The sequence below is a fragment of the Flavonifractor sp. An112 genome (genome assembly GCF_002161085.1).
Taxonomy (GTDB): Bacteria; Bacillota; Clostridia; order Oscillospirales; family Oscillospiraceae; genus Flavonifractor; species Flavonifractor avicola.
In genome coordinates, this window is record NZ_NFLU01000015.1 from 19,504 (window position 1) to 43,262 (window position 23,759).

The 23,759-nt window shown below is 62.6% G+C and carries 20 protein-coding genes and 1 tRNA gene; 20 read left to right on the plus strand and 1 reads right to left on the minus strand.

Going from position 1 to position 23,759, the window contains the following annotated elements:
* Positions 1–175 precede the first annotated feature (175 nt).
* From B5E56_RS11980 to B5E56_RS12020, 10 genes are all read left to right on the plus strand, one after another.
* Complete coding sequence (locus B5E56_RS11980; RefSeq protein WP_087390447.1) at positions 176–997, plus strand: Mrp/NBP35 family ATP-binding protein; 822 nt, start codon at positions 176–178, stop codon at positions 995–997.
* Positions 998–1,188: 191 nt separating this feature from the next.
* Positions 1,189–1,800, plus strand: a complete 612-nt coding sequence (locus tag B5E56_RS11985) for a peptidoglycan recognition protein family protein (RefSeq protein WP_087270860.1) — start codon at positions 1,189–1,191, stop codon at positions 1,798–1,800.
* A 65-nt stretch (positions 1,801–1,865) separates the two neighbouring features.
* Positions 1,866–1,988 (plus strand): hypothetical protein, encoded by a 123-nt coding sequence (locus tag B5E56_RS15010; protein WP_275532448.1) that lies wholly within the window; start codon positions 1,866–1,868, stop codon positions 1,986–1,988.
* 138 nt (positions 1,989–2,126) lie between these two features.
* Entirely contained in the window at positions 2,127–4,118 is a 1,992-nt protein-coding gene (locus B5E56_RS11990; protein WP_087390495.1) for a DNA gyrase/topoisomerase IV subunit B, read from the plus strand.
* Between the two features lie 124 nt (positions 4,119–4,242).
* A complete protein-coding gene (locus tag B5E56_RS11995; RefSeq protein WP_158098717.1) occupies positions 4,243–6,672 on the plus strand; it encodes a Xaa-Pro dipeptidyl-peptidase in 2,430 nt (809 codons plus the stop codon).
* Positions 6,673–6,816: 144 nt separating this feature from the next.
* Positions 6,817–9,060, plus strand: coding sequence for a DNA gyrase/topoisomerase IV subunit A (locus tag B5E56_RS12000; protein WP_087390452.1), 2,244 nt, complete (start codon positions 6,817–6,819; stop codon positions 9,058–9,060).
* A 27-nt stretch (positions 9,061–9,087) separates the two neighbouring features.
* On the plus strand, positions 9,088–9,954 hold the full coding sequence (locus B5E56_RS12005; protein WP_242958959.1) for a YitT family protein: 867 nt from the start codon (positions 9,088–9,090) through the stop codon (positions 9,952–9,954).
* A gap of 30 nt (positions 9,955–9,984) precedes the next feature.
* A complete protein-coding gene (locus B5E56_RS12010; protein ID WP_087390454.1) occupies positions 9,985–10,575 on the plus strand; it encodes a lactate utilization protein in 591 nt (196 codons plus the stop codon).
* Between the two features lie 22 nt (positions 10,576–10,597).
* Positions 10,598–11,656 carry a hypothetical protein gene (locus B5E56_RS12015; RefSeq protein WP_242958961.1) on the plus strand — a complete coding sequence of 353 codons (1,059 nt, stop codon included), beginning with the start codon at positions 10,598–10,600 and terminating at the stop codon, positions 11,654–11,656.
* Between the two features lie 74 nt (positions 11,657–11,730).
* Positions 11,731–11,806 (plus strand) — tRNA-Gly (locus B5E56_RS12020).
* Between the two features lie 229 nt (positions 11,807–12,035).
* On the opposite strand, the gene B5E56_RS14635 is transcribed toward B5E56_RS12020, so the two are convergent.
* Positions 12,036–12,374, minus strand: a complete 339-nt coding sequence (locus B5E56_RS14635; protein WP_087390458.1) for a hypothetical protein — start codon at positions 12,372–12,374, stop codon at positions 12,036–12,038.
* Between the two features lie 333 nt (positions 12,375–12,707).
* Here B5E56_RS14635 and B5E56_RS12030 point away from each other — a divergent pair, with 333 nt between their 5' ends.
* The 10 genes from B5E56_RS12030 to B5E56_RS12075 all read left to right on the plus strand — a co-directional run bounded on the left by B5E56_RS12030 (position 12,708) and on the right by B5E56_RS12075 (position 23,619).
* Positions 12,708–13,181 (plus strand): shikimate kinase, encoded by a 474-nt coding sequence (locus tag B5E56_RS12030; protein ID WP_242958965.1) that lies wholly within the window; start codon positions 12,708–12,710, stop codon positions 13,179–13,181.
* A 176-nt stretch (positions 13,182–13,357) separates the two neighbouring features.
* Positions 13,358–15,145: a DEAD/DEAH box helicase gene (locus tag B5E56_RS12035; RefSeq protein WP_087390461.1), complete on the plus strand. Its 1,788-nt coding sequence runs from the start codon at positions 13,358–13,360 to the stop codon at positions 15,143–15,145.
* Positions 15,146–15,494: 349 nt separating this feature from the next.
* Complete coding sequence (locus B5E56_RS12040) at positions 15,495–15,809, plus strand: V-type ATPase subunit subunit G family protein (protein ID WP_087390505.1); 315 nt, start codon at positions 15,495–15,497, stop codon at positions 15,807–15,809.
* On the plus strand, positions 15,809–17,818 hold the full coding sequence (locus tag B5E56_RS12045) for a V-type ATP synthase subunit I (RefSeq protein WP_087390463.1): 2,010 nt from the start codon (positions 15,809–15,811) through the stop codon (positions 17,816–17,818). Before B5E56_RS12040 ends, B5E56_RS12045 begins: the two co-directional genes overlap by 1 nt.
* A 1-nt stretch (position 17,819) precedes the next feature.
* Positions 17,820–18,314, plus strand: coding sequence for a V-type ATP synthase subunit K (locus tag B5E56_RS12050; RefSeq protein WP_087189193.1), 495 nt, complete (start codon positions 17,820–17,822; stop codon positions 18,312–18,314).
* A 14-nt stretch (positions 18,315–18,328) separates the two neighbouring features.
* On the plus strand, positions 18,329–18,916 hold the full coding sequence (locus tag B5E56_RS12055; protein ID WP_087189194.1) for a V-type ATP synthase subunit E: 588 nt from the start codon (positions 18,329–18,331) through the stop codon (positions 18,914–18,916).
* Positions 18,917–18,946: 30 nt separating this feature from the next.
* On the plus strand, positions 18,947–19,945 hold the full coding sequence (locus tag B5E56_RS12060; RefSeq protein WP_087390467.1) for a V-type ATPase subunit: 999 nt from the start codon (positions 18,947–18,949) through the stop codon (positions 19,943–19,945).
* A complete protein-coding gene (locus B5E56_RS12065; RefSeq protein ID WP_087189196.1) occupies positions 19,938–20,252 on the plus strand; it encodes a V-type ATP synthase subunit F in 315 nt (104 codons plus the stop codon). Before B5E56_RS12060 ends, B5E56_RS12065 begins: the two co-directional genes overlap by 8 nt.
* Before the next feature lie 209 nt (positions 20,253–20,461).
* The gene (locus B5E56_RS12070; protein ID WP_087390469.1) at positions 20,462–22,240 is read left to right on the plus strand and encodes a V-type ATP synthase subunit A; all 1,779 of its coding nucleotides are present in this window, start codon (positions 20,462–20,464) and stop codon (positions 22,238–22,240) included.
* Complete coding sequence (locus tag B5E56_RS12075; protein ID WP_087390471.1) at positions 22,237–23,619, plus strand: V-type ATP synthase subunit B; 1,383 nt, start codon at positions 22,237–22,239, stop codon at positions 23,617–23,619. The genes B5E56_RS12070 and B5E56_RS12075 overlap by 4 nt, the downstream gene beginning before the upstream one ends.
* The last annotated feature ends 140 nt before the right edge of the window (positions 23,620–23,759 follow it).

Genomic DNA, 23,759 nt, shown 5'->3' on the forward strand with positions numbered 1-23,759 from the left:
CCCGCCGCGCCGCAGGCGGCACAGCGGGGCTGATACCCCCCTCACCCGCGCCCACGCGGGTGGTTGCCCGCCGGTGGCGGAGCAAGCAGCGGTGTCCTGCGGCGAAATGAATTCGCCTGCGGACTTATTTTTACTGAAATCTCTGGTAACAACATAGGAAAGAAGGAAAAATACCATGTCTGAATGTACCCACAACTGTTCCTCCTGCGGCGAGAGCTGCGGCGAGCGCACTGCCCCTCAGGATCTCCACGTCCCTGCCAACGGCCTGTCCCACATCGGCAAGGTCATTGCCGTGGTCAGCGGCAAGGGCGGCGTGGGCAAGAGCCTGGTGACCTCCTCCCTGGCGGTGGCTATGCGCCGCATGGGCAAGAAGGTGGCCGTGCTGGACGCCGACATCACCGGCCCGTCCATCCCCGCCGCCTTCGGCATCCACACCCGGGCCGAGGGCAGCGAGCTGGGCATCTACCCCGCCGAGACCAAGACCGGCATCGGTATCATGAGCCTCAACCTGCTCACCGAGCATGAGACTGACCCCGTGGTGTGGCGGGGCCCCGTCATCGCCGGCACCGTCAAGCAGTTCTGGACCGACGTGATCTGGGGCGACGTGGACTATATGTTCGTGGATATGCCTCCCGGAACCGGCGACGTGCCCCTCACCGTGTTCCAGTCCCTGCCCATCGACGGCATCGTGGTGGTCACCTCTCCCCAGGATCTGGTGAGCATGATCGTCACCAAGGCCGTCAAGATGGCCGAGATGATGCACATCCCCGTGCTGGGCCTGGTGGAAAACTACTCCTACTTCCAGTGCCCCGACTGCGGCAAGCGCCACGCCATCTTCGGCGAGAGCCACATCGACCAGGTGGCCGCCGGCCTGGGCCTGAAGGTGCTGGCCCGTCTGCCCATCGATCCCGCCGTGGCCGCCGCCTGCGACGCCGGCAAGATCGAGGATCTGGAGCAGAACTACCTGGCCGACGTGGCCCGCACCCTGGCGGAATAACCAATATCAGGCTTTACAAAACGTTCATATCCGGTTCAAAACGGGTTCACAGTGAGAGGTTAGGATAAGAACCGTGGTTGAGACATACCACTCCTCTCTTTCCTCTCTTTTTCAGATCTTGGAAACACAGGCCCGCAACAGGCGGCGGGCCTGTGTTTCTGCGTTTTAGCCCCAAAAGGAGGGACAAGCCCATGCCCACCCGTGTGAAAAAACGCCGCCGTTCCCCTCTGCTGCCCGCCCTTATCATTCTTGTGCTGATTGGAGCGGCCTTTCTGATCTGGCGGCTGGCCTTCTCCGCCCCCCAGCCCTCCGGCGATCTGCCCGACTGGATCACCGAGGAGCTGCTCCCCATCAATCCCTATTCCCGGCCCGGCGAGCCCCTGGAGGAGGTCAACGGCGTGGTGGTCCACTATGTGGGCAACCCGGGCACCACCGCCCAGCAGAACAACAGCTACTTCCGAAACCTGGCCACCACCGGAGAGACCTACGCCTCCAGCCATTTCCTCATCGGCCTGGACGGGGAGATCATCTGCAACGTCCCCCTGGACGAGATCGCCTACTGTACCGGCCCCCGGAATGTGGACACCATCTCCATTGAGTGCTGCCACCCCGACGACACCGGGGCCTTCACTCAGGCCACCTACGACTCCCTTATCAAGCTGGTCCGCTGGCTTATGGACGAGTACCGCCTGGACACCGACCAGGTCATCCGGCACTACGATGTCACCGGCAAGGAATGTCCCCTTTATTATGTTCGAAACCCGGAGGCGTGGGAACAATTTAAGGCTGACTTGCAAGAATAGTCCGTTTTATTGGACAGCTGCTCTGGTATCCTGTACCCAACGATACAGGAAAGGAGCGCTGAACCATGGAATTTGAACTTCGCTATGTAAACGGACACATTGAGGTATACGACGCCGCCGGACGCTTCCGGTTTTCCGCCGACTCCCAGGGGGAGGCGCTGGCCGAACTGGAGGACCTGGCTGCGTGAGCAACAGGGCCGGACCACGGATTGCCGTGGTCCGGCCTTTCTTGACACTTTAGGCGGGAATAGGGTAATATAATAATATATACGCATCTTTTGCGCCGGCTCTGAGGGCCGGCAGTTTTACGATATGAGGAGAGGCCCATGGCAAGAAGTTCTTCCCCAAAAAGTTACGGCAATGACTCCATTTCCTCCCTGAAGGGGGCGGACCGGGTACGGAAGCGCCCGGCGGTTATCTTCGGCTCCGACGGGCTGGAGGGCTGCGAGCACGCGGTGTTCGAGATCCTGTCCAACGCCATCGACGAGGCCCGGGAGGGCCACGGTAATCTCATCACCGTCACCCGGTATGAGGACAAGTCCATCGAGGTGGAGGACTTCGGTCGGGGCTGCCCGGTGGACTGGAACGAGAAGGAGCAGAAGTTTAACTGGGAGCTGGTATTCTGCGAGCTGTACGCCGGCGGCAAGTACAACAACAACTCCGGCGACAACTACGAGTACTCCCTGGGCCTCAACGGCCTGGGCTCCTGCGCCACCCAGTATGCCAGCCGCTACTTTGACGCGGTGATCCACCGGGATGGCTTCGAGTATACCCTCCATTTTGAGAAGGGTGAAAACATCGGCGGCCTGAAGAAGGAGCCCTACTCCGGCAAAAAGACCGGCTCCAAATTCCGCTGGCTGCCCGACCTGGACGTGTTCACCGACATCGACATTCCGGTGGAGTACTACCTGGACGTGCTGAAGCGGCAGGCGGTGGTCAACGCCGGTATTACCTTCCGGTTCCGCAATCAGGTGGGGGGCAAGTTCGAGACCACCGACTTCAAGTATGAAAACGGCATCGAGGACTATGTGAAGGAGCTGGCGGGGGACAACCCCCTGACCCAGCCGGTGTTCTGGCAGACCGAGCGCCGGGGCCGTGACCGGGCGGACAAGGACGAGTACAAGGTGAAGCTCTCCGTGTCCTTCTGCTTCTCCAACACGGTGCAGGTCATCGAGCACTACCACAACTCCTCCTGGCTGGAGCACGGCGGCTCCCCGGAGAAGGCGGTGAAGTCCGCTTTTGTCAACGGCATCGACGCCTGGCTGAAATCCCAGGGCAAGTACCAGAAGAACGAGAGCAAGCTGACCTGGGCCGACGTGGAGGACTGCCTGGTGCTGGTGAGCAACAACTTCTCCACCCAGACCTCCTACGAGAACCAGACCAAGAAGGCCATCACCAACAAGTTTGTCCAGGAGGCCATGACCGAGTTCCTCCGCTCCCAGCTGGAGGTCTACTTCATCGAGAACCCCTTTGACGCCGCCAAGATCGGCGAGCAGGTGCTCATCAACAAGCGCTCCCGTGAGAACGCCGAGCGCACCCGGCTGAACATCAAGAAGAAGCTGTCCGGCAATGTGGATATCTCCAACCGGGTGCAGAAGTTTGTGGACTGCCGCACCAAGGATACCACCCGCCGGGAGCTGTATATCGTGGAGGGCGATTCCGCTCTGGGCAGCGTCAAGCTGAGCCGGGACGCCGAGTTCCAGGGCATCATGCCCGTCCGGGGCAAGATTTTGAACTGCCTCAAGGCCGACTACGCCAAGATCTTCAAGAGCGAGATCATCACCGACCTGCTGAAGGTGCTGGGCTGCGGCGTGGAGGTTCACGACAAGCACGCCAAGGATCTGGCCGCCTTCGACCTCATGAACCTGCGGTGGAACAAGATCGTCATCTGTACCGATGCCGACGTGGACGGCTTCCAGATCCGCACCCTGATCTTGACCATGCTCTACCGCCTTACCCCCACCCTCATCCAGCGGGGCTATGTGTATATCGCCGAGTCCCCCCTGTATGAGATCAATTATAAGGAAAAGACCTGGTTCGCCTACTCCGACACCGAGAAGAACGACATCGTAAACGGCGAGCTGGCGGGCAAGAAGTGCTCCATCAACCGCTCCAAAGGTCTGGGCGAGAACGAACCCGACATGATGTGGCTCACCACCATGAATCCCGAGACACGGCGGCTTATCAAGGTCATGCCCGAGGATGTGGAAAACACCGCCCGGGTCTTTGACCTGCTGCTGGGGGACAACCTCCAGGGGCGGAAAGACCACATTGCAGAAAATGGATATAAATATCTGGAACTGGCGGATATTTCGTAACGGATACAGGCCGGGATCTTTTTCAGATCCTGGCCTGTATATTCTTGCAAAAATAACCGCTGTTTGCTATAATTTATCCGCATCGTATTCAGGAGAATACAAATCTGGATCAGGAGGGATCATCTTGAGGAAATTGCTTTCTTGTGGTCTTACCCTGGCGCTCTGCGGGAGCCTGCTCACCCCCGCTTTTGCCGCTGACCAGGGGTTGACCCGGGGGGAGTTGGCCCAGCAGCTGGTGGAGCTGTGCGGCTACACCCAGGAGCTGGAGACCTACGAGGCCCAGCCCAGCGTCTACACCGACGTGGCGGATGACGCGGCCTGTCAGGGCGCCGCCAATCTGCTCCAGGACAAGGGCCTGATGCAGGGCAGCGGCGGCGGAGCCTTCCAGCCCCAGCGTACCGCCACCCCGCTGGAGGCGGCCACCGCCCTGATGCGCTGGGCGGGCCTGAGCGACAAACAGATCGGCGCCTGGCCCAACGATTACAGCGCCCTGGCCGACAGCCTGACTCTGGCCGGAGGGGACGTACTGACCGAAAGCTCCCTGAAGGAGATGGCGGAGCTTGCCGCTCAGTACCGGGAGACCATCCAGGCCGAGACCCCCGCGCCCCTGTTCGTCAACGGCGAGGCCCAGCCCATCTTCCCCTATGACACCATCATCCGGGAAGTGGTGTATGTGGAGACCCCCGTGGACACCGACAGCGACGGCAAGGCGGACCTGGTCAAGGTGCTGATCCAGCGCCCCGCCGCCACCGACGAGGGCATGAAGGCCGCCACCATTTTTGAGGCCCGGCCCTACTCCGCCGGCTGCACCGACGCCTATGACCTGGACACCTGGAACGCCCACATCGTGGACGCCCAGCTCACCCAGGCCCAGCAGTCCACCACCACGACCAAGGAGGACTGGGACTGGACTGCCGCTGAGACCGAGGACGCCAAACTGACCCGGCAGACCGTGACCGGCACCGGCAAGGCCGGAGACGGCGGCGATGTGTGGACCACCACCGAAAACGTGGATTCCTATGACTACTGGCTGGTGCGGGGCTACGCCTATGTGTCCTGCGCCGGACCGGGCACCCTGGGCTCCGACGGCTTTGAGACCTGCGCCAGCGCTGATGAGACCGCCGCCTTTGCCGCGGTGGTGCAGTGGCTGGCCGGGGACGAGAGCGTGAAGGCCTACACCGACAAGACCTCCGGCATTGAGGTAAAGGCCGACTGGTCCAACGGCAATGTGGCTATGACCGGCCAGTCCTATGCCGGTTCCACCGCCTTCGCCGTGGCCTCCACCGGTGTGGAGGGCCTCAAGACCATCGTGCCCCGGGCGGGCATCGCCAGCTGGTACGACTACTACCGCTCCCAGGGCACCGCGGCGGGCGGCCTGTACTACCCCGGCGACGACTGCAACATCCTGGCCGACTACTGTATGTCCCGCCAGCTGGAACCGGCGGACTACTCCACCATCCAGCTGGACTATGAGCGCTACCTCAGCGGTATGGTGGAGGAGCAGGACGCCCTCTCCGGCGACTACAACTTCTTCTGGGACGAGCGCAACTACACCAACGGCGCGGAGAACCTGAACTGTTCCGCCCTCATCATCCACGGCCTCAACGACTTCAACGTGCGGCCCAAGCAGTTTAACCTGATGTATGACGCCTTCCAGTCCGCCGGTCAGGAGGCCAAGCTGGTCCTCCACCAGGGCGCCCACATGACTCCCGACCAGATCGACGGTCTGGACCTGAACGGCATCCTGGGCCGCTGGTACGCCCACTACCTGTACGGGGTGGACAACGGCGCCGAGGACGAGGCCAACGTCCGCATCCAGAGCAACACCGACCTGAGCTGGGCCAGCTATGACAGCTGGGGCAGCGACACCACCGTGCGCTTTGACGCCGGGGAGGGCCAGGCGGCCTTCTCCAGCGACCTGTCCGCCACCAGCTTCGACACCTCTCTGGCTGACGTGGACGAGGGCTGGATCGAGTACTGCACCGACATGGCCTACGCCTGGGAGAACGATGTGATCTCCGGCAGCACCAGCGCCAGCAAGGTGCTCACCTTCGATGTGGAGGAGGACCTGCACATCAACGGTACTCCCACCGTCACCATCAAGGCCAGCGCCGACCAGCCCACCGGTATCCTCAGCGCCATGCTGGTGGATCTGGCCCCCGAGGGCGGCATGAAGGCCGTCATGCTGGAGCAGTACAGTGAGGCTGTGGCCACCGAGACCCTGGAGAGCGGCGCGGTGTGGCAGGGCGGCGGCCTGACGGCCAAGGACCTGCAGCAGTTTGCCCTGACCCAGACCGACCACAAGATCATCACCCGTGGCTGGATGGACATCCAGAACCGCACTTCCATCTACAATGTGGACACCGTCACTCCCGGCGAGTTCTACACCTTCCAGCTGGAGCTCCAGCCCATGGACTACACCGTGGAGGCCGGCCACCAGCTGGCCCTGGTGCTCTACTCCGTGGACCCGGAGGTTACCTACTGGCCCGAGACCGTCACCAACTTTACGGTGGACTGCACCGGCACCTACGTCACCATTCCTGTCATGGAGTAAACCCTTCCGGCGGCCTGCGCGTTGCGCGGGCCGCCGGTCTTTGTTTTGGCGCTTTACGGCGATGAATTGCGTTTTTTTCAAAGGAATGATATAATTCTAACCACTGAAAGCGGCCAGTCTGTACTGACAAAGGAATGATTCGATTTGGCAAAGAAAAAGGACCCCCAGGAGGGGGCGAAGAAGGTCAACAACCCCAACGTCATGGGCCTGCGGCCCGAGGTGCTGGAGCAGCCCATCACCGAGACGCTGGAGCTCAACTATATGCCCTACGCCATGAGCGTTATCGTCTCCCGGGCCATCCCGGAGATCGACGGGTTCAAGCCCTCCCACCGGAAGCTGCTGTACACCATGTACCAGATGCACCTGCTGGGCGGCAACCGCACCAAGAGCGCCAACGTGGTGGGCCAGACCATGAAACTCAACCCCCACGGCGACGCCGCCATCTACGACACCATGGTGCGCCTCTCCCGGGGCTACGGGGCCCTGCTCCACCCCCTGGTGGACTCCAAGGGTAACTTTGGTAAGGTGTACTCCCGGGACATGGCCTGGGCGGCCAGCCGTTACACCGAGGTGCGGCTGGACCCCATCTGCGCCGAGCTCTTCCGGGACATCGACCAGGACACGGTGGACTTTGTGGACAACTACGACGGCTCCATGAAAGAGCCCACCCTGCTGCCTACCACCTTCCCCAACGTGCTGGTAAGCGCCAACCAGGGCATCGCCGTGGGCATGGCCTCCAACCTGTGCGGCTTCAATCTGGGCGAGGTGTGCGACGCCACGGCGGCCTATCTGAAAAACCCCCAGGTCAACCTGATGGAGTACCTGAAGGCCCCCGACTTCCCCACCGGCGGGGAGCTGCTGTACGACGAGGCCGCGCTGAGGCAGATCTACGACACCGGCCGGGGCTCCTTCCAGGTGCGGGCCAGGTGGCGCTACCTCAAGAGCGAGAACCTCATCGAGGTGTACGAGATCCCCTACACCACCACGGTGGAGGCCATCATGGACAAGGTGGCCGAGCTCATCAAGGCGGGCAAGATCAAAGAGATCGCCGATATGCGGGATGAGACCGACCTGAACGGCCTGAAGATCACCATTGACCTGAAACGGGGCACCGACCCGGACAAGCTGATGGCCAAGCTGTTCAAGTCCACCACCCTCCAGGACGCCTGCTCCTGCAACTTCAATATCCTCATTGCCGGGATGCCCCGGGTCATGGGCGTGGGAGAGATTTTGGAGGAGTGGACCGGCTGGCGGATGGACGGAGTGCGCCGCCGCACCTACTATGTGATGAAGAAGAAGCAGGAGAAGCTCCACCTGCTCAAAGGCCTGAAAAAGATCCTGCTGGACATTGACCGGGCCATCAAGATCATCCGGGAGACCGAGGAGGACGCCGAGGTGGTGCCCAACCTGATGATCGGCTTCGGCATCGACAACATCCAGGCGGAATATGTGGCCGACATCAAGCTGCGCAACATCAACAAGGAGTATATCCTCAAGCGTATTGAAGAGGTGGCCGGGCTGGAGGAGGAGATCGCCGACCTCCAGGACATCGTCAACAACCCGGGCCGCATCAAGAAGATTATTTCCCAGGAACTCTCGGCGGTGAAGAAGAAGTACGCCTCTCCCCGGCACACCGAGATCGTCTACGACTATCAGGCCGCCGGCGCCGTGGAAGAGGAGGACGAGACCCCCGACTATCCCGTCCATGTGTTCTGCTCCAGGGAGGGCTACTTCAAGAAGATCACCCCCCAGTCTCTCCGCATGAGCAGCGAGCAGAAGTACAAGGAGGGGGACGGCCCCTACCTGTACTGGGAGGGGAACAACCGGGATATGCTGCTGGTGTTTACCGACAAGCAGCAGTGCTACAAGGCCCCCCTCAGCGAGTTCGACGATGCCAAGGCCAGCGTGCTGGGCGACTTTTTGCCCACCAAGCTGGGCATGGACCCCGGCGAGAGCTTCGTGTGGGCCTGCCTGACCAGCGACTACTCCGGCCATATCCTCTTCTTCTTTGAGAACGGCAAGGTAGCCCGGGTAGAGGTGGCTGCCTACCAGACTCAGACCAAGCGGAGAAAGCTCACCGGCGCCTACTCCGACAAGTCCCCCCTGGCCGCCGCCCTCCACATCAAGGAGGATTTGGAGGTGGCAGTCACCTCCACCGAGGGCCGCTGCCTGGTGTTCCACACCGCCGCCCTCACCCCCAAGACCACCCGCTCCACCCAGGGGGTCAACGTCATGACCCTCAAGCCCAAGTGGAAGGTGGAAAAGGCCGTGCCGCTGGCGGATACCACCATTGTCAACGCCGCCCGGTACCGGGCACGGTCCCTGCCGGTGGCGGGGGCCCTGCTCAAGGAGGAGGACCGGGGCGAGGAACAGATCAGCCTGCTGTGATCCAGCCAGAGAAATGAGGAATATTCGTTGAAACACACTGTGAGCTATTATGTAAAAAGCTATGTGGTCATTACCCTGGGCTCCATCCTGTACGCTCTGGCCTATAACATCTTCTACGCCCCCAACCTGGTGGCCATGGGCGGCCTCACCGGCCTGGGCCAGGTCATCAACGCCCTGGTGCCGGTGCTGCCGGTGGGCACCATGGTGTTTATCATGAATGTGCCCCTGTTCTTCCTGGGGTGGAAGTATATCGGCGGGCACCTGCTGGTGTCCTCCCTGTACGCCATGACCTTCAGCTCCTTTGCCATCGACCTGATGGACATGATCTATCAGTTTCCGCCCATGGACACCATGCTGGCCGCCATCTTCGGCGGCGCTCTGCTGGGGCTGGGCATCGGCCTGGTGTTCTCCAAGGGAGCCACCACCGGCGGCACCGACCTGATTGCCCGGCTGCTCAAGCTGAAATTTGCCTGGCTGCCCATGGGTACCCTGGTGCTCATCCCCGACTTTGTGGTTATCGTGCTGGCGGCCATCGCCTTCGGCAAGGTGGAGAGCGCGCTGTACGGCCTGGTGTCCCTGTTCATTACCACCAAGGTGATGGACATGGTGCTCTACGGCCTGGACAGCTCCAAGGTGGCCTATATCATCAGCGATGCCTGCAAGGAGATCACCGACGCGGTGATGGCCATGGACCGGGGAGCCACCATCCTCCACGGCGAGGGGGCCTACTCCGGCGATGAGAAGAAGGTGCTGATGGTGGCCTTTAAGCAGAAGGAGATCGTGCCCCTGAAGGAGAAGGTCAACGAGATCGATCCCCACGCCTTCCTCATTGTGTGCGACGCCCACGACGTACTGGGCGAGGGCTTCCGCACCTACAGCAAGGACGACATTTGATCCCAGTCCACAGAGAAAGGAAGGGTTTCCATGACGGATTTCACCAAGGTAAAGGCCAACCTGGAGAAGCGGGGCTACGCCGTGTCCTGCTTTGCCACGGCGGCGGAGGCCGCCGGCTATCTGGACGGCAAGCTGGACGGCAGGACCATCGGCATCGGCGGTTCGGTGACCGTCCGGGAGATGGGCCTTCTGGACCGGCTCAAGACCCACAACACCGTGGTCTCCCACTGGGAGGGCAGCCGCAAGGAGGATGCCGCCTTCACCCAGGTCTACCTGTGCTCGGTGAACGGCCTGGCGGAGACCGGCGAGATGGTGAACATCGACGGGGTGGGCAACCGCATTGCCTCCACCGTGTTCGGCCATGAGGAACTCTATCTGGTGGTGGGCCGCAACAAACTGGCCCCCGATTACGACGGCGCGGTATGGCGGGCCCGCAACGTGGCCTCCCCCAAAAACGCCATCCGTCTCCAGCGTAAGACCCCCTGCGCCGTCAAGGGGGACAAGTGCTACGACTGCAACAGCCCCGAGCGGCTGTGCCGGGGCATGACGGTGCTGTGGCAGGCATCCAACGGCATCGGACGTACCGAGGTGGTACTGATTGACGAGGACCTGGGCTTTTGAGGAAAGAAAGGGGGCGGGGCCTGTGAAAAAGTGCATACCGGCCCTGGCCCTGAGCCTGGCCCTGCTGCTGGGCGGGTGCTCCCTGTCGGGGCAGGCCTATACGGTGGTGGAGCCCCACGCCGAGCATCCTGTTCTGGGGGAAAATGAGTCTACCATCAAGGCCAGCACCTATTCCGAGCTGGTCAACGGCATACTGTTTTTTGTCTCCCAGGGGGTAGAAGAGGGCGTTATCCAGATCACCGACTATAACGGCGACGTGGAGGCCGACCTGAACCGGGCCTGCCTGGAGGTAGCCAAGGACGACCCTCTGGGGGCCTATGCGGTGGACTTCATCAAGAACGACTATACCACCATCATCACCACCTATGAGGCCACCATCACCATCTCTTACCGCCGTTCCCCCGAGCAGGTGAGCAATCTGGTGAACATCACCGGTACCAGCGCCATCCGGGAGGAGGCGGTCCAGGCCCTGTCGGCCTTCAAGACCGAGCTGGCCCTGCGGGTGGGCTACTTCACCGGGGACGCCGCCGCGGTGGAGGAACAGGTGCGCCAGGCCTACTATGACACCCCTGAGACCGCTTTGGGGATGCCGGAGTGCTTGGTGGAGCTCTACCCCAAAACCGACGCCGGCACTCAGCGCATCGTGGAGATCCTGCTGGACTACCCGGAGGAGCCCACGGCCCTCCAGCGGAAGCGCCAGCAGCTCCAGGAGCAGTCGGCGGCCATCCTCACCCCCATCCAGCACCAGATCGCCAGCCGGCGGCTGGATCTGCTGATGGGGACGCTGCCCAATGTGGTTCAGGTAGACCTGAAGACCGGCGGCGCTACCGCCTGGGACGCTCTGGTGGGGCAGGGAGCCAACGAAGAGGGATTGGCCCTGGCCTTCCAGCTGCTGTGCGACGGCCTGGGGCTGAAGGGTCAGATCATAGAGGGTACCCTGCAGGGTCAGCCCCACTTCTTCAACCAGGTGGACCGCAACGGACAGACTGTGTGGGTGGATCTAAGCCGCAGCACCGGCAAGACCTGGACGGCGGCCCAAATGGCTGAAATGGGCTATCAGTGGACAGACCAGGAGGCCTGAAAAGAAAAAATAAAAAAATCGAAAAATTCCCTTGACATTGGCGGCACGGATTGCTATAATAACATCCGTCGCTTGCAGGTGTAGCTCATCTGGTAGAGCGCCACCTTGCCAAGGTGGAGGTAGCGAGTTCGAGCCTCGTCACCTGCTCCAGAAAAAGAAAGAGACAGGACATATGTCCTGTCTCTTTCTTTTTCTGGATTCCGTGAGAATTTGAAATGCTCGGCGGAAATAAATTCCGCCTGCGCCGAGGTTTTGGCCCAAAGGCCAAAACGCTCGAACGGCGCAAAAGCGCCGCCGACCCGAAGGGCCGGTTTTGTGGATTCCATAACCACAACAAAAACGCAGGACATCCTTTGGGTGTCCTGCGTTCTGTTTTTGATTACCCCAGGAAGAACCGGACCGCCACCGCCGCCACGGCGGTGAGCATCCCCGCCGACGCGATGAGATCGGCGGCCAGGGCCAGGTCCAGCCGGCGGCGGGGCCGGGCCTCCTCCTCCGGCGCGGGAATCTCCTCCGGGATCTCTTCTGCCGCAGAATCCCCTTCCAGGGCCCGGCGGCAGGCCTCAAAGTCCAGCACCTTTCCCTCCGGCCGGGCGGGCTTCCGCCGGGGCAGCACGGTATAGCACACCGTCTCCTGACCCACGCAGGCCTTTTGGTCCGACTCGTTTGCGTATCCTGTAATCCGTCTGGCGTCCAGATTCAGATAAATGGTCTCCATACCGTTTCCCTCCTGTTGTTCCGGCGTTTGATCCCAGTATACGGGATAAGGTGTCCTATAAAACGTACTTTGTAAGGACCCTTGTACTTTTCTGACGGCGCAGAGCGGCAAAAAGTTCCCGACGCAGGATTAGAACTTTTGTTCGTGCCCAGTATACAACATACGTTCGATTTTTGCAAGCACTTTTTTTGAGGGGAAATAGGAAACCGCCAGGTTCAGAAAAAGAGGTTATTTTCCTTGCAACCGGGCAAAAGATTTGATATACTGGCAAAGATCATGACATTGGGAAAGGATGACCCCGCTGTGGAGTATCAAAACGTTACCTTGATCGGAATGCCCGGCTCGGGCAAGAGCACCGTGGGGGTGCTGCTGGCCAAGACCCTGGGCTATCGCTTTGTGGATGCCGATCTGCTCATCCAGCAGCGGGAGGGCGCCCTGCTCCAGGACATCCTGGACCAGCGGGGCGTGGAGGCCTTCCTGGATGTGGAGGAGGCCGTGATCCGGGATCTGGACTGCACCCGCACTGTCATTGCACCCGGCGGCAGCGCCATCTGCCGGGAGGAGGCCGCCCGCCACCTCAAGGAGCTGGGGCTGGTGGTGTATCTCCATGTGCCTCTGGAGGAGCTGGAGCGGCGCATCCGCAACATCACCACCCGGGGCATTGCCATGTCCCCCGGCCAGACCCTGGCCGACGTGTACGCCGCCCGGGAGCCTCTGTACCGCAAATACGCCGACCTGACGGTGGATGTGACGGGGGGAAACACCCTGGAGCAGACGGTGGCGGCAGTGGTGGCCCGGCTGGGCTGACCGCCCCTTGTATTTTTTTGAAATAATGATATACTATATTCCAGTAAACTATCATGTACGAAATGCCCGCCGGCTGGCCGGCGGGCTTCGTCGTGTTTTTTCTGCCTCCGCGCGGCAGTCTTATTTTTTGTGCCCCCGGCGCGGAAGGGGCATTTCTAACGAAAGGAACGAACCGCATGACATTCCAGGACCTCGGCCTGAAAGCGCCCATCCTGAGGGCGCTGGCCGAACAGGGGTATGAACGCCCCTCCCCCATTCAGGAAAAAGCCATTCCCCCCGCTCTGGCAGGCCGGGACGTGCTGGGCTGCGCCCAGACCGGCACCGGCAAGACCTGCGCCTTTGCCGCCCCCATCCTCCAGCGGCTCAGCGACCGCAAGGGCAAGGGCATCCGGGCCCTCATCCTCACCCCCACCCGGGAGCTGGCCCTCCAGATCCAGGAGAACATTGTGGCCTACAGCCGCCACCTGCCCATCCGCTCCGCCGTCATCTTCGGCGGCGTGGGCCAGAACCCCCAGGTGGAGCAGCTGAAAAAGGGCGTGGACATCCTGGTGGCCACCCCCGGCCGCCTGGGCGATTTGTACAACCAGAAGTTTGTGGATCTGTCCAGGCTGGAGGTCTTTGTGCTGGACGAGGCCGACCGGATGCTGGACATGGGCTTCATCCACGATGTGCGCCGCATTCTGGGCTGGCTGCCCAAGAAGAAGCAGACCCTCTTCTTCTCCGCCACCATGCCCCCGGAGGTCCAGGGGCTGGTGGACTCCCTGCTGGTGAATCCGGTAAAGGTGGCGGTGGACCCGGTGTCCTCCCCGGTGGAGGTCATCGACCAGAAGCTCTACTATGTGGACCGGGGCAACAAGACCAAGCTGCTGGCCTCTCTGATCCTGGAGCCCGACGTGAAGAACGCCCTGGTGTTTACCCGCACCAAGCACGGGGCCAACAAGGTGGCCGGGGACCTGGTGAAGGCGGGTATCGCCGCCGCCGCCATCCACGGCAACAAGAGCCAGACCGCCCGGCAGCAGGCCCTGGCCGACTTCAAGAGCGGCAAGGTCACCGCCCTGGTGGCCACCGACATTGCCGCCCGGGGGCTGGACATCGAGGAGCTGAGCCACGTCTTTAACTACAACCTGCCCGATGTACCCGAGACCTACGTCCACCGCATCGGCCGTACCGGTCGGGCGGGCCACGGCGGCACCGCCATCTCCTTCTGCGACATCAATGAGAAGGAGGAGCTCAAGGGCATCCAGAAGTTGCTGGGCAAGGCCATCCCGGTGGTGGAGGACCACCCCTGGCCCATGGAGGTCTTTGAGCCCCTGCCCAAGGATAAGAAGGGCCGGATTATCAACCCGGAGGACGCCGAGGCCCGGGCCGCCGCCAAGGAGAAGCGCCGCCAGCGGGACGCCGCCAACAAGGCCGCCGCTGCCGAGCGCAAGGCCAAGGCTGCTCAGAAAGCGGCTGAGGCGGTGGAACAGCCCGCCCCGGCCCAGCCGGAGAAAAAGAAGAAGTCCAGGCGGGGGGTGCGCAACAGCGCCACTCTGGAGGAGGCCCTGGTAGCCACCGCTCCCACCCGCCCTGCTGCGCCCGAGCCGGCGTTTGAGGATTTCCGCCGGCCCGATCCCCTGGCCAGCGACATCATTATGGATGCCACCGCCCGGCTGCTGGCCCCCCGGAAGCCCGCTCCCCGGCCTGAGAAGAAGGACAACCGGAAGGAAAAGCGGCCCAAGGAGAAGCAGGCCAAAGAGAAGCAGGCCCCTCAGGAGAAGGCTTCTCAGAAGCAGCCAAAGGCCCAGGGCAAGAAGCAGGCGGCAGCCCAGTCCCCCGCCCCCGCGCCCAAGAGTGAGCGGAAGAAGCGGGGCGGCAGAGGCCGTGCCGGCCGTCCGCCGGAGATCGTGCTGCGGTCCAACGGCCAGAAGGACTCCACCGAGCAGCCCAGCCTGATGAAACCCTATTATCTCAGCGACGACTGATAGGATCCATCCCTCAACGGCGCTGCCGCGACTATCGCGGCAGCGCCGTTTTTTTGCCCAGTTCTCAAGGTATGAAAAAGGCCTGAAAGAAAAAATATATACAAAAAATTTTTATGTTAAATAATTAACAAAAATGAATTAGGTAAAAAAAGGAGGAAAATGCGGCATAATGGATAAAGAAGCTAAAAATATGGAAAGAAAAACTAGGCAAAACCAGCTGAAAAAAAGAAAGACCAAAAAATAAACTCGCTATTTTAAACTTGCAATCTTGGTCAAATTGAAGTATCATGACTAGTAACATCGGATAAATTGTCCGGAGGGACAAGAGATGGGGAAAGGCGGTGAATGTATGTCTCTGGAAGCGATCAAGCAGGTGACTGAGGCTGAACAGGCCAACAAGCAGCGCAAGGCGGAAGCACAGGCGGAGGCCAAGCGCACCGTGGCGGAGGCCGAGCGGGCTGGCAAGGCCCGGCTGGCGGAAGCCCGGGCTCAGGCCGAGGCTCAGGTCCGTGAATTTATGCGGGCGGCGGAGGAAACGGCGGCCAAGCACGCGGCCGAGGTCAACGCCCAGACGCAGAAGGCCTGCGACGCCCTGCGGGCCAAGGCGGAGGGCCGTCTGGCCGACGCCGCTGAGAGCATCGTGAGAAGGGTAGTGAAGAACTGATGTCCATTGTGAAAATGAAGCGGCTGCGGCTCATCGGAATGCAATCCGAGCGGGAGTCCATGCTGCGGCTGCTTCAGCATTTGGGCTGTGTGGAGATTGACGAGCCGGGGGACCGCAAGGACGACCCCGACTGGGCCAGCCTCACACGGCCGGACACCGGGGCGCTGAACGAGGCCAGGGATGCCCGTTCCAGCGTGGAGAATGCCCTGAAGGCCCTGAAGAAGTACGGCCCCAAACAGAAGGGCGGGCTCCTCACCCCCAGACCGGTGATTACAGAGGGAGAGCTCTTCGACGACGGGGCCTACCGAACCGGCCTGGCAGACGCCGGGCAGCTGGTGGCCCTGGAGCGGAAGATCTCGGCTCTGTACGCCGAGCAGAACAAACTGCGGACTCAAAAGCTGGCGCTGGCTCCCTGGCTGGCGCTGGATATCCCCCTGGAGACGGCCTCTACCCCGGAGGTGGCGGTGTCCTTCGGCACCGTGGCCGCGTCCGCCGATCTGGACGCCATGGACGGGGCCCTGGGGGCGGTCACCGACCTGTATGAGCTCATGCGGGCGGGGGCGGACAACGAACTGAAATATCTGGTGTTCCTCTGCCACCGCAGTGTGGAGGAGGACTGCCAGGCGGTGCTCAAGGAGTACGGTTTCTCCCGGGCGGCCCTGCGGGGCTGGACGGGGACGGCGGCGGAAAACGATAAGCGGCTGGACGAGCAGCTGGCCGACGCCGCCCGTGAGCTGGAGTCCACCATCGCCCAGGTGGGGGAATACGCCTCCAAAAAGGGCGCGCTGGAGCAGTGCCTGGACCGGGCCGATCAGGAGATCGCCCGGGAGGAGGCCCGCTGCCGCCTGCTGGACAGCAGCTCCGCCTTCTTCCTGGAGGGCTGGGTGCCTGTCCCCGACGAGAAAAAGCTGCTGGAGCAGCTGGGACAGTATACCTGCTGCTGGGAGACCCAGGACCCGGCGCCGGAGGACTACCCGGTGGTGCCGGTGAAGTTGAAGAACAACAAGCTCACCGAGCCGCTGACCACCATTACGGAAATGTACTCCCTGCCCGCCTATGACGGTGTGGACCCCAACGGGCTGATGATGCCCTTCTATGTGTTCTTCTTCGGGTTCATGTTCGCCGATCTGGGCTACGGCCTGATCCTGGCGGGGGCCTGCGCCTTCATCAACCACAAGGCCCACCCCAAGGGGGGCTTCGGACAGCTGATCCGGCTGATGATCATGTGCGGCATTTCCTCTGCCGTCATCGGCTTCTTCACCGGCGGCTTCTTCTCCGACTTCCTGGCTCAGTTCACCAGTATGCTGGGGCTGTCTCAGCCGGTGATCCCCTTCCTGTCGGTGCCCGACGGGGTGACGGGCGTGCCCGGTCCCCTGCTTAACGTCATGGGCGACCCCATGACCGTGCTGGTCTTTGCGCTGGCCGTGGGCTTCGTGCAGATTGTGGTGGGTATGGCGGTGAAGTTCTGGATGCTGTGCCGCCGGGGCCAGGTGGTGGACGCCATCCTGGACATCGGTACCTGGTGGGTCATCTTTGTGGGCATCGGCCTCTTCGCCGCCGGCATCGGCAACGTGGCGGGCTACCCGGTGGTGCTCATCATCGGCTGCCTGATGCTGCTGGGCCAGGGCCGCACGGCCAAGGGCTTCGGCAAGGTGACCGCCATCATCGGCGCGGTGTACAACGGCGTGACGGGCTACTTCGGAGACATCCTCTCCTACTCCCGTCTGATGGTTATGATGCTGGCCGGTTCCGTCATCGGCCAGGTGTTCAACATCCTGGGCGCCATGCCCGGCGGCGGAATGCCCCCGGCCATCGGCATCCCCATCTTCTTCATCATCTTCATCATCGGCCACGCCTTCAACATCGGCCTGAACGTCATCGGCACCTACGTCCACACGTCCCGTCTGCAATACCTGGAATTTTTCAAGCAGTTCTATGAAGAGGGCGGACGCCCCTGGCGGCCCCTGAACATTGCGACAAAGTATGTCGACATTAAGGAGGAACAGTAACATGACATTCGGTGAATTTTTGACCCAGTATGCTGGCGCGTTCTTTGGTTTCCTGGGCGCCGCTCTCGCTGCAGGCCTGGCCTGCGTTGGTTCCGCCAAGGGCACCGGCCTGGCCGGTGAGGCGGGCGCCGGCCTGCTGGCCGAGGACCCCTCTCAGTTCTCCAAGTGTATGATCCTGCAGGTTATCCCCGGCACCCAGGGCCTGTACGGCCTGGTTATCGGCTTCCTGGCCCTGATGAAGATGGGCCTGTTCAGCGGCACCGTGGGTGAGCTCACCATCGCCCAGGGCCTCATCGTCCTGGCCGCCTGCATCCCCATGGCCCTCGGCGGTCTGCTCTCCGGTATCGCTCAGGGCCGCGTGGCCGCCGCCTCCATCAACATCGTGGCCAAGAACCCCAACGACTGGTCCAAGGGCATGGTGCTCTGTATCATCGTGGAGTTCTACGCCATCCTGTCTCTGCTCATCTCCTTCCTGATGATCATGTTCGGCTTCTAAGCAAGAGGTAGACTATGGACGGAATTGAAAAAATCACCGGACGCATCGCGGCCGACGCCGGACGGGAGATCGGCGACATCAACGCCGAGGCCCGCCGTCAGGCCGACGAGATCACGGCCCGGTATGAGGCTCAGGCCCAGCGGGAGAGTGAGGAGATTATCTCCCGGGGCCGCCGCAACGCCGACGAGCGGGTGGAGCGGCTGGCCAGCGTGGCCCAGCTGGACGCCCGCAAGCTGGAGCTGGCCGCCAAGCAGGAGATGCTCTCCAAGGCCTACGACCTGGCGCTGGAGAAGCTGGTCAACCTGCCCGACAAGGAGTATGTGAACCTGCTGGCCGACCTGGCCGTGAAGGCCTCCTCCACCGGCCGGGAGGCGGTCATCTTCTCCCAGAAGGACCGCGCCCGCTACGGCAAGGCCGTGGTCACCCAGGCCAACGAGAAGCTGGGCGACGGACACCTGACCATGTCCGAGCAGTCCCGCCCCATTCAGGGGGGCCTCATCCTCAGCGACGGGGACGTGGAGGTCAACTGCACCTTTGAGACGCTGGTGCGCCTCCAGCGGGGCGAAATGGACCGCGAGGTGGCCAAGGTGCTCTTTGACTGATGCGCTCCTTGCAAGTAAGGAGGCAACATTTTGGCTAAGATCAAAGATACCGACTATCTGACCATATCCGCCCGTATCCGGGCCATGGAGAACCGTCTCCTTACCCGGGAGCGGATGGAGCGGATGCTGGACGCCCGCACCGACGATGAGGCCGCCAAGGTCCTCACCGAGTGCGGCTACGGGGAACTGACCGCCCTCACCCATGCCGGGCTGGACGAACTGCTCTCCGCCGCCCGGGCCGCTCTGTACAAGGAGCTGAAGGGCGCGGTGCCCGACAAGCGGCTGGTGGACGTGTTCCAGATGAAATACGACTACCACAACGCCAAGACCCTCATCAAGGCCGCTGCCGTAGGGGCTGAGCCCGACCGGCTGCTGATGGAGGGCGGTCGCTGGACCGCCGCCCAGATCAAGGAGGCCTACCAGCGGGACAACCTGCGGGACTTCACCGATCCCTTCCGGCAGGCCATCGTCCAGGCCAGGGAGCTGCTGGGCGGCGGCAACGACCCCCAGCTGGCCGACTTCGTGCTGGACCGGGCCTACTTCGCCGAGATGAGCGAGGCCGCCAAGGCCGTGGGCAGTCCCTTCCTGGAGGGGTATGTCCGCCTGCTCATTGATTCCACCAACCTGCGCTCCGCCGTTCGGGCCGCCCGCATGGGCAAGGGCAACGATTTCCTCAATCAGGTGCTCCTCCCCGGCGGCAACGTGGAGGTACACACCCTCACCTCCGGCAAGGGCAGCGACCTGGCCGCCCTGTTCCGGGCGGGCCCCCTCAGCGAGGCGGCCGCCGCAGGCGCCGCCCTCACCGCCCCCGGCAGCGGGGAGCTCACCGCCTTTGAGCGCCTGTGCGACAACGCGGTGATGGGCTATCTGGCCCAGGCCCGCCGCATCCCCTTCGGGGAGCAGGCGGTGATCGGCTACCTGTACGCCAGGGAGAACGAGTTCACCGCCATCCGCACCATTCTGTCCGGCCGCATGGCGGGGCTGGACGGGGACACCATCCGGGAAAGGCTGCGTGAAGCCTATGTCTAAGTACAAAATCGCAGTGCTGGGAGACAAGGACAGCGTGCTGGGCTTCAAGGCCCTGGGGCTGGATGTGTTTCCCGCCGAGACCGTGGAGGAGGCCAAGCAGACCCTCCACCAGCTGGCCAAGGAAAATTACGCGGTGATCTACCTCACCGAGCAGTACGCCGCCGGTATGACGGCGGAGGTGGCCCGGTACAAGGATGAGCTCACCCCGGCCATCATCCTCATCCCCGGCAAGGACGGCTCTCTGGGCATCGGCATGGCCAACGTCAAGAGCGCCGTGGAACGGGCCGTGGGCGCGGATATTCTTTAACTGCTGACTGCACGGGTCAAATGGGACGATGTGGGCATCGTCCCCTACGCGCGCAGATCTTTCATTGCTCTGTAGGGGCGGGTGCCCACACCCGCCCGCACCCCCGCCGGAGCCCAACGAAGTGGGTCCGGCGGGGAGGAGAAGGGGCGCTTCGTAGGGGCGGGTGCCCACACCCGCCCGCGTCCCGACGAGAAAGAAGGTTGAGCTATTTGAGCGGAAAAATCGTCAAAGTCTCCGGCCCGCTGGTGGTGGCCACCGGACTGACCGACGCCAACATGGCCGACGTGGTCCGTGTGGGCGAGCAGCGCCTCATCGGTGAGATCCTCACCATGAACGGCGACTCCGCCTCCATCCAGGTCTACGAGGAGACCTCCGGCCTGGGCCCCGGCGCCGTGGTGGAGACCACCGGCGCCCCCATGTCCGTGGAGCTGGGCCCCGGCATTATTGAGAACATCTACGACGGCATCCAGCGCCCCCTGGAGGGCATCATGAAGAAGGCGGGCTCCAACAACCTGCCCCGCGGCGTGGAAGTCCCCGCCCTGGACCGGGAGAAGAAGTGGCAGTTCAACGCCACCGTCCAGCCCGGCGCCAAGGTCATCGGCGGCGACGTCATCGGCACCGTCCAGGAGACCAGCGTGGTACTCCACAAGATTATGATCCCCCCCAAGATGAGCGGCACCATTGAGTCCATCCAGTCCGGCGAGTTCACCGTGCTGGACACCGTGGCCGTGCTGGTGGACGACAAGGGCGAGAAGCATAATCTCACCATGGTTCAGAAGTGGCCTGTCCGTGTGGGCCGCCCCTACAAGCATAAGTATCCCCCCAAGACCCCCCTGCTGTCCGGTCAGCGTATCGTGGACGCCATGTTCCCCGTGGCCAAGGGCGGCACCGCCGCCATCCCCGGCCCCTTCGGCTCCGGCAAGACCGTCATGCAGCACCAGCTGGCCAAGTGGTCCGACGTGGACATCGTGGTCTACATCGGCTGCGGCGAGCGGGGCAACGAGATGACCGACGTGCTCCGGGAGTTCCCCGAGCTGGTGGACCCCCGTACCGGCGAGTCCCTGATGAAGCGGACCGTGCTGATTGCCAACACCTCCGATATGCCCGTGGCTGCCCGTGAGGCCTCCATCTACACCGGCATCACCATCGCCGAGTACTTCCGCGACATGGGCTACCATGTGGCCGTTATTGCCGACTCCACCTCCCGCTGGGCCGAGGCCCTGCGTGAGATGTCCGGCCGTCTGGAAGAGATGCCCGGCGAAGAAGGCTACCCCGCCTACCTGTCCTCCCGTCTGGCCCAGTTCTACGAGCGGGCCGGCATGGTGGAGTGCATCGGCTCCGACGCCGACCGCCGGGGCTCCCTGACCGCCGTGGGCGCTGTTTCGCCCCCCGGCGGCGACCTGTCCGAGCCCGTGTCCCAGGCCACCATGCGTATCGTCAAGGTGTTCTGGGCCCTGGACGCCTCCCTGGCCTACCGCCGTCACTTCCCCGCCATCAACTGGCTGAACTCCTACTCCCTGTACCTGGACTCCCTGAAGCCCTGGTACGACGAGCACCTGGGTCCCCAGTTCATGGTCAACCGCGACAAGTCCATGTCCATCCTCCAGGAGGAGGCCAGCCTGAACGAGATCGTGCAGCTGGTTGGTAAGGACTCCCTGTCCGCCGGCGACCAGCTGACCCTGGAGACCGCCAAGATGCTCCGCGAGGACTTCCTCCAGCAGAACGGCTTTATGGAGGTGGACTGGTACTCCAGCTACGAGCGCCAGGACAAGATGATCCAGATGATTCTGGACTACGACAAGCTGTGCCGGGCCGCCATCGAGAAGGGCGCCCCTGTGGCAGAGCTGTTCAATATCCCCTTCCGTGAGAAGATGGGCCGTGCCAAGAGCGTGCCCGACGACCAGTTCAAGGCCGTCTACGCCGATATGGCCCGGGAAATGGAAGAGGAGATCGAGGCCATTGCGGCCAAGGGAGGTGAAGAGGCATGATCCGTGAATACCGTACCATTCAGGAGATCAACGGCCCCCTGATGGTGGTCCGCAAGGTCGACCGCGTCACCTACGACGAGCTGGCCGAGATCGAGCTGTCCGACGGCTCCATCCGCCGCTGTAAGGTGCTGGAGGTCAACGGCGACAACGCGGTTGTGCAGCTCTTCGAGTCCTCCGCCGGCATCAACCTGGCCCAGTCCAAGGTCCGCTTCCTGGGTCACCCCCTTCAGCTCCCCGTGTCCGGCGATATGCTGGGCCGGGTGTTCAACGGCATGGGCCGTCCCATTGACGGCGGCCCCGAGATCATGGCCGAGGAGTACCGTGACATCAACGGCCTGCCCATGAATCCCGCCGCCCGCGACTACCCCAACGAGTTCATCCAGACCGGCATCTCCACCATCGACGGTCTGAATACCCTGGTCCGCGGCCAGAAGCTGCCTATCTTCTCCGGCTCCGGCCTGCCCCACGCCGCCCTGGCCGCCCAGATCGCCCGTCAGGCCAAGGTGCTGGGGGACGACGCCGGCAACTTCGCCGTAGTCTTCGCCGCCATCGGCATCACCTTCGAGGAGTCCGACTTCTTCGTGCAGGAGTTCCGCCGCACCGGTGCCATTGACCGTACCGTGCTCTTTACCAACCTGGCCAACGACCCCGCCGTCGAGCGTATCGCCACCCCCCGTATGGCCCTCACCGCCGCCGAGTACCTGGCCTTTGAGAAGGATATGCACGTGCTGGTCATCCTCACCGACATCACCAACTACGCCGAGGCCCTCCGTGAGGTGTCCGCGGCCAAGAAGGAGGTCCCCGGCCGCCGGGGCTACCCCGGCTACCTGTACACCGACCTGGCCACCATGTACGAGCGGGCCGGCCGCCAGCTGGGCAAGAAGGGCTCCATCACCATGATCCCCATTCTGACCATGCCCGAGGACGACAAGACCCACCCCATTCCCGACCTGACCGGCTATATCACCGAGGGCCAGATCATCCTGTCCCGGGAGCTGTACCGCAAGGGCATCAATCCCCCGGTGGACGTGCTGCCCTCTCTGTCCCGTCTGAAGGATAAGGGCGTGGGCCCCGGCAAGACCCGTGAGGACCACGCGGGCACCATGAACCAGCTGTTCGCCGCCTACTCCACCGGTAAGGAGAACAAGGAGCTCATGAGCATCCTGGGCGAGGCCGCCCTCTCCCCCACCGATCTGCAGTACGCCAAGTTTGCCGACGAGTTTGAGAAGCGCTATGTCTCCCAGGGCACCGATGAGAACCGCTCCATCATGGAGACCCTGGACCTGGGCTGGGATCTGCTGAGCCTGCTGCCCAAGGCGGAGCTGAAGCGTATCAAGCCGGAGTATATCGAGAAATACCTCCCGAAAAAGGAGGGATAAATCATGCCGGCCATTAACGTGAGCCCCATGCGGCCAGCCGCATGGGGACCCCTAGATTTCACATCCTCGGGCGGAGTGAATCCGCCCTGCGGAAATTGCCTGCGGCAATTTTACGGCGCAAAAGCGCCGTCCCCGCGTTG

Coding starts and splice junctions, on each gene's coding strand:
- B5E56_RS11980 (WP_087390447.1), top strand. CDS start 176: ATGTCTGAATGTACCCACAACTGTTCCTCCTGCGGCGAGAGCTGCGGC.
- B5E56_RS11985 (WP_087270860.1), top strand. CDS start 1,189: ATGCCCACCCGTGTGAAAAAACGCCGCCGTTCCCCTCTGCTGCCCGCC.
- B5E56_RS15010 (WP_275532448.1), top strand. CDS start 1,866: ATGGAATTTGAACTTCGCTATGTAAACGGACACATTGAGGTATACGAC.
- B5E56_RS11990 (WP_087390495.1), top strand. CDS start 2,127: ATGGCAAGAAGTTCTTCCCCAAAAAGTTACGGCAATGACTCCATTTCC.
- B5E56_RS12010 (WP_087390454.1), top strand. CDS start 9,985: ATGACGGATTTCACCAAGGTAAAGGCCAACCTGGAGAAGCGGGGCTAC.
- B5E56_RS14635 (WP_087390458.1), bottom strand. CDS start 12,374: ATGGAGACCATTTATCTGAATCTGGACGCCAGACGGATTACAGGATAC.
- B5E56_RS12030 (WP_242958965.1), top strand. CDS start 12,708: ATGCCCGGCTCGGGCAAGAGCACCGTGGGGGTGCTGCTGGCCAAGACC.
- B5E56_RS12035 (WP_087390461.1), top strand. CDS start 13,358: ATGACATTCCAGGACCTCGGCCTGAAAGCGCCCATCCTGAGGGCGCTG.
- B5E56_RS12040 (WP_087390505.1), top strand. CDS start 15,495: ATGTCTCTGGAAGCGATCAAGCAGGTGACTGAGGCTGAACAGGCCAAC.
- B5E56_RS12045 (WP_087390463.1), top strand. CDS start 15,809: ATGTCCATTGTGAAAATGAAGCGGCTGCGGCTCATCGGAATGCAATCC.
- B5E56_RS12050 (WP_087189193.1), top strand. CDS start 17,820: ATGACATTCGGTGAATTTTTGACCCAGTATGCTGGCGCGTTCTTTGGT.
- B5E56_RS12055 (WP_087189194.1), top strand. CDS start 18,329: ATGGACGGAATTGAAAAAATCACCGGACGCATCGCGGCCGACGCCGGA.
- B5E56_RS12065 (WP_087189196.1), top strand. CDS start 19,938: ATGTCTAAGTACAAAATCGCAGTGCTGGGAGACAAGGACAGCGTGCTG.
- B5E56_RS12075 (WP_087390471.1), top strand. CDS start 22,237: ATGATCCGTGAATACCGTACCATTCAGGAGATCAACGGCCCCCTGATG.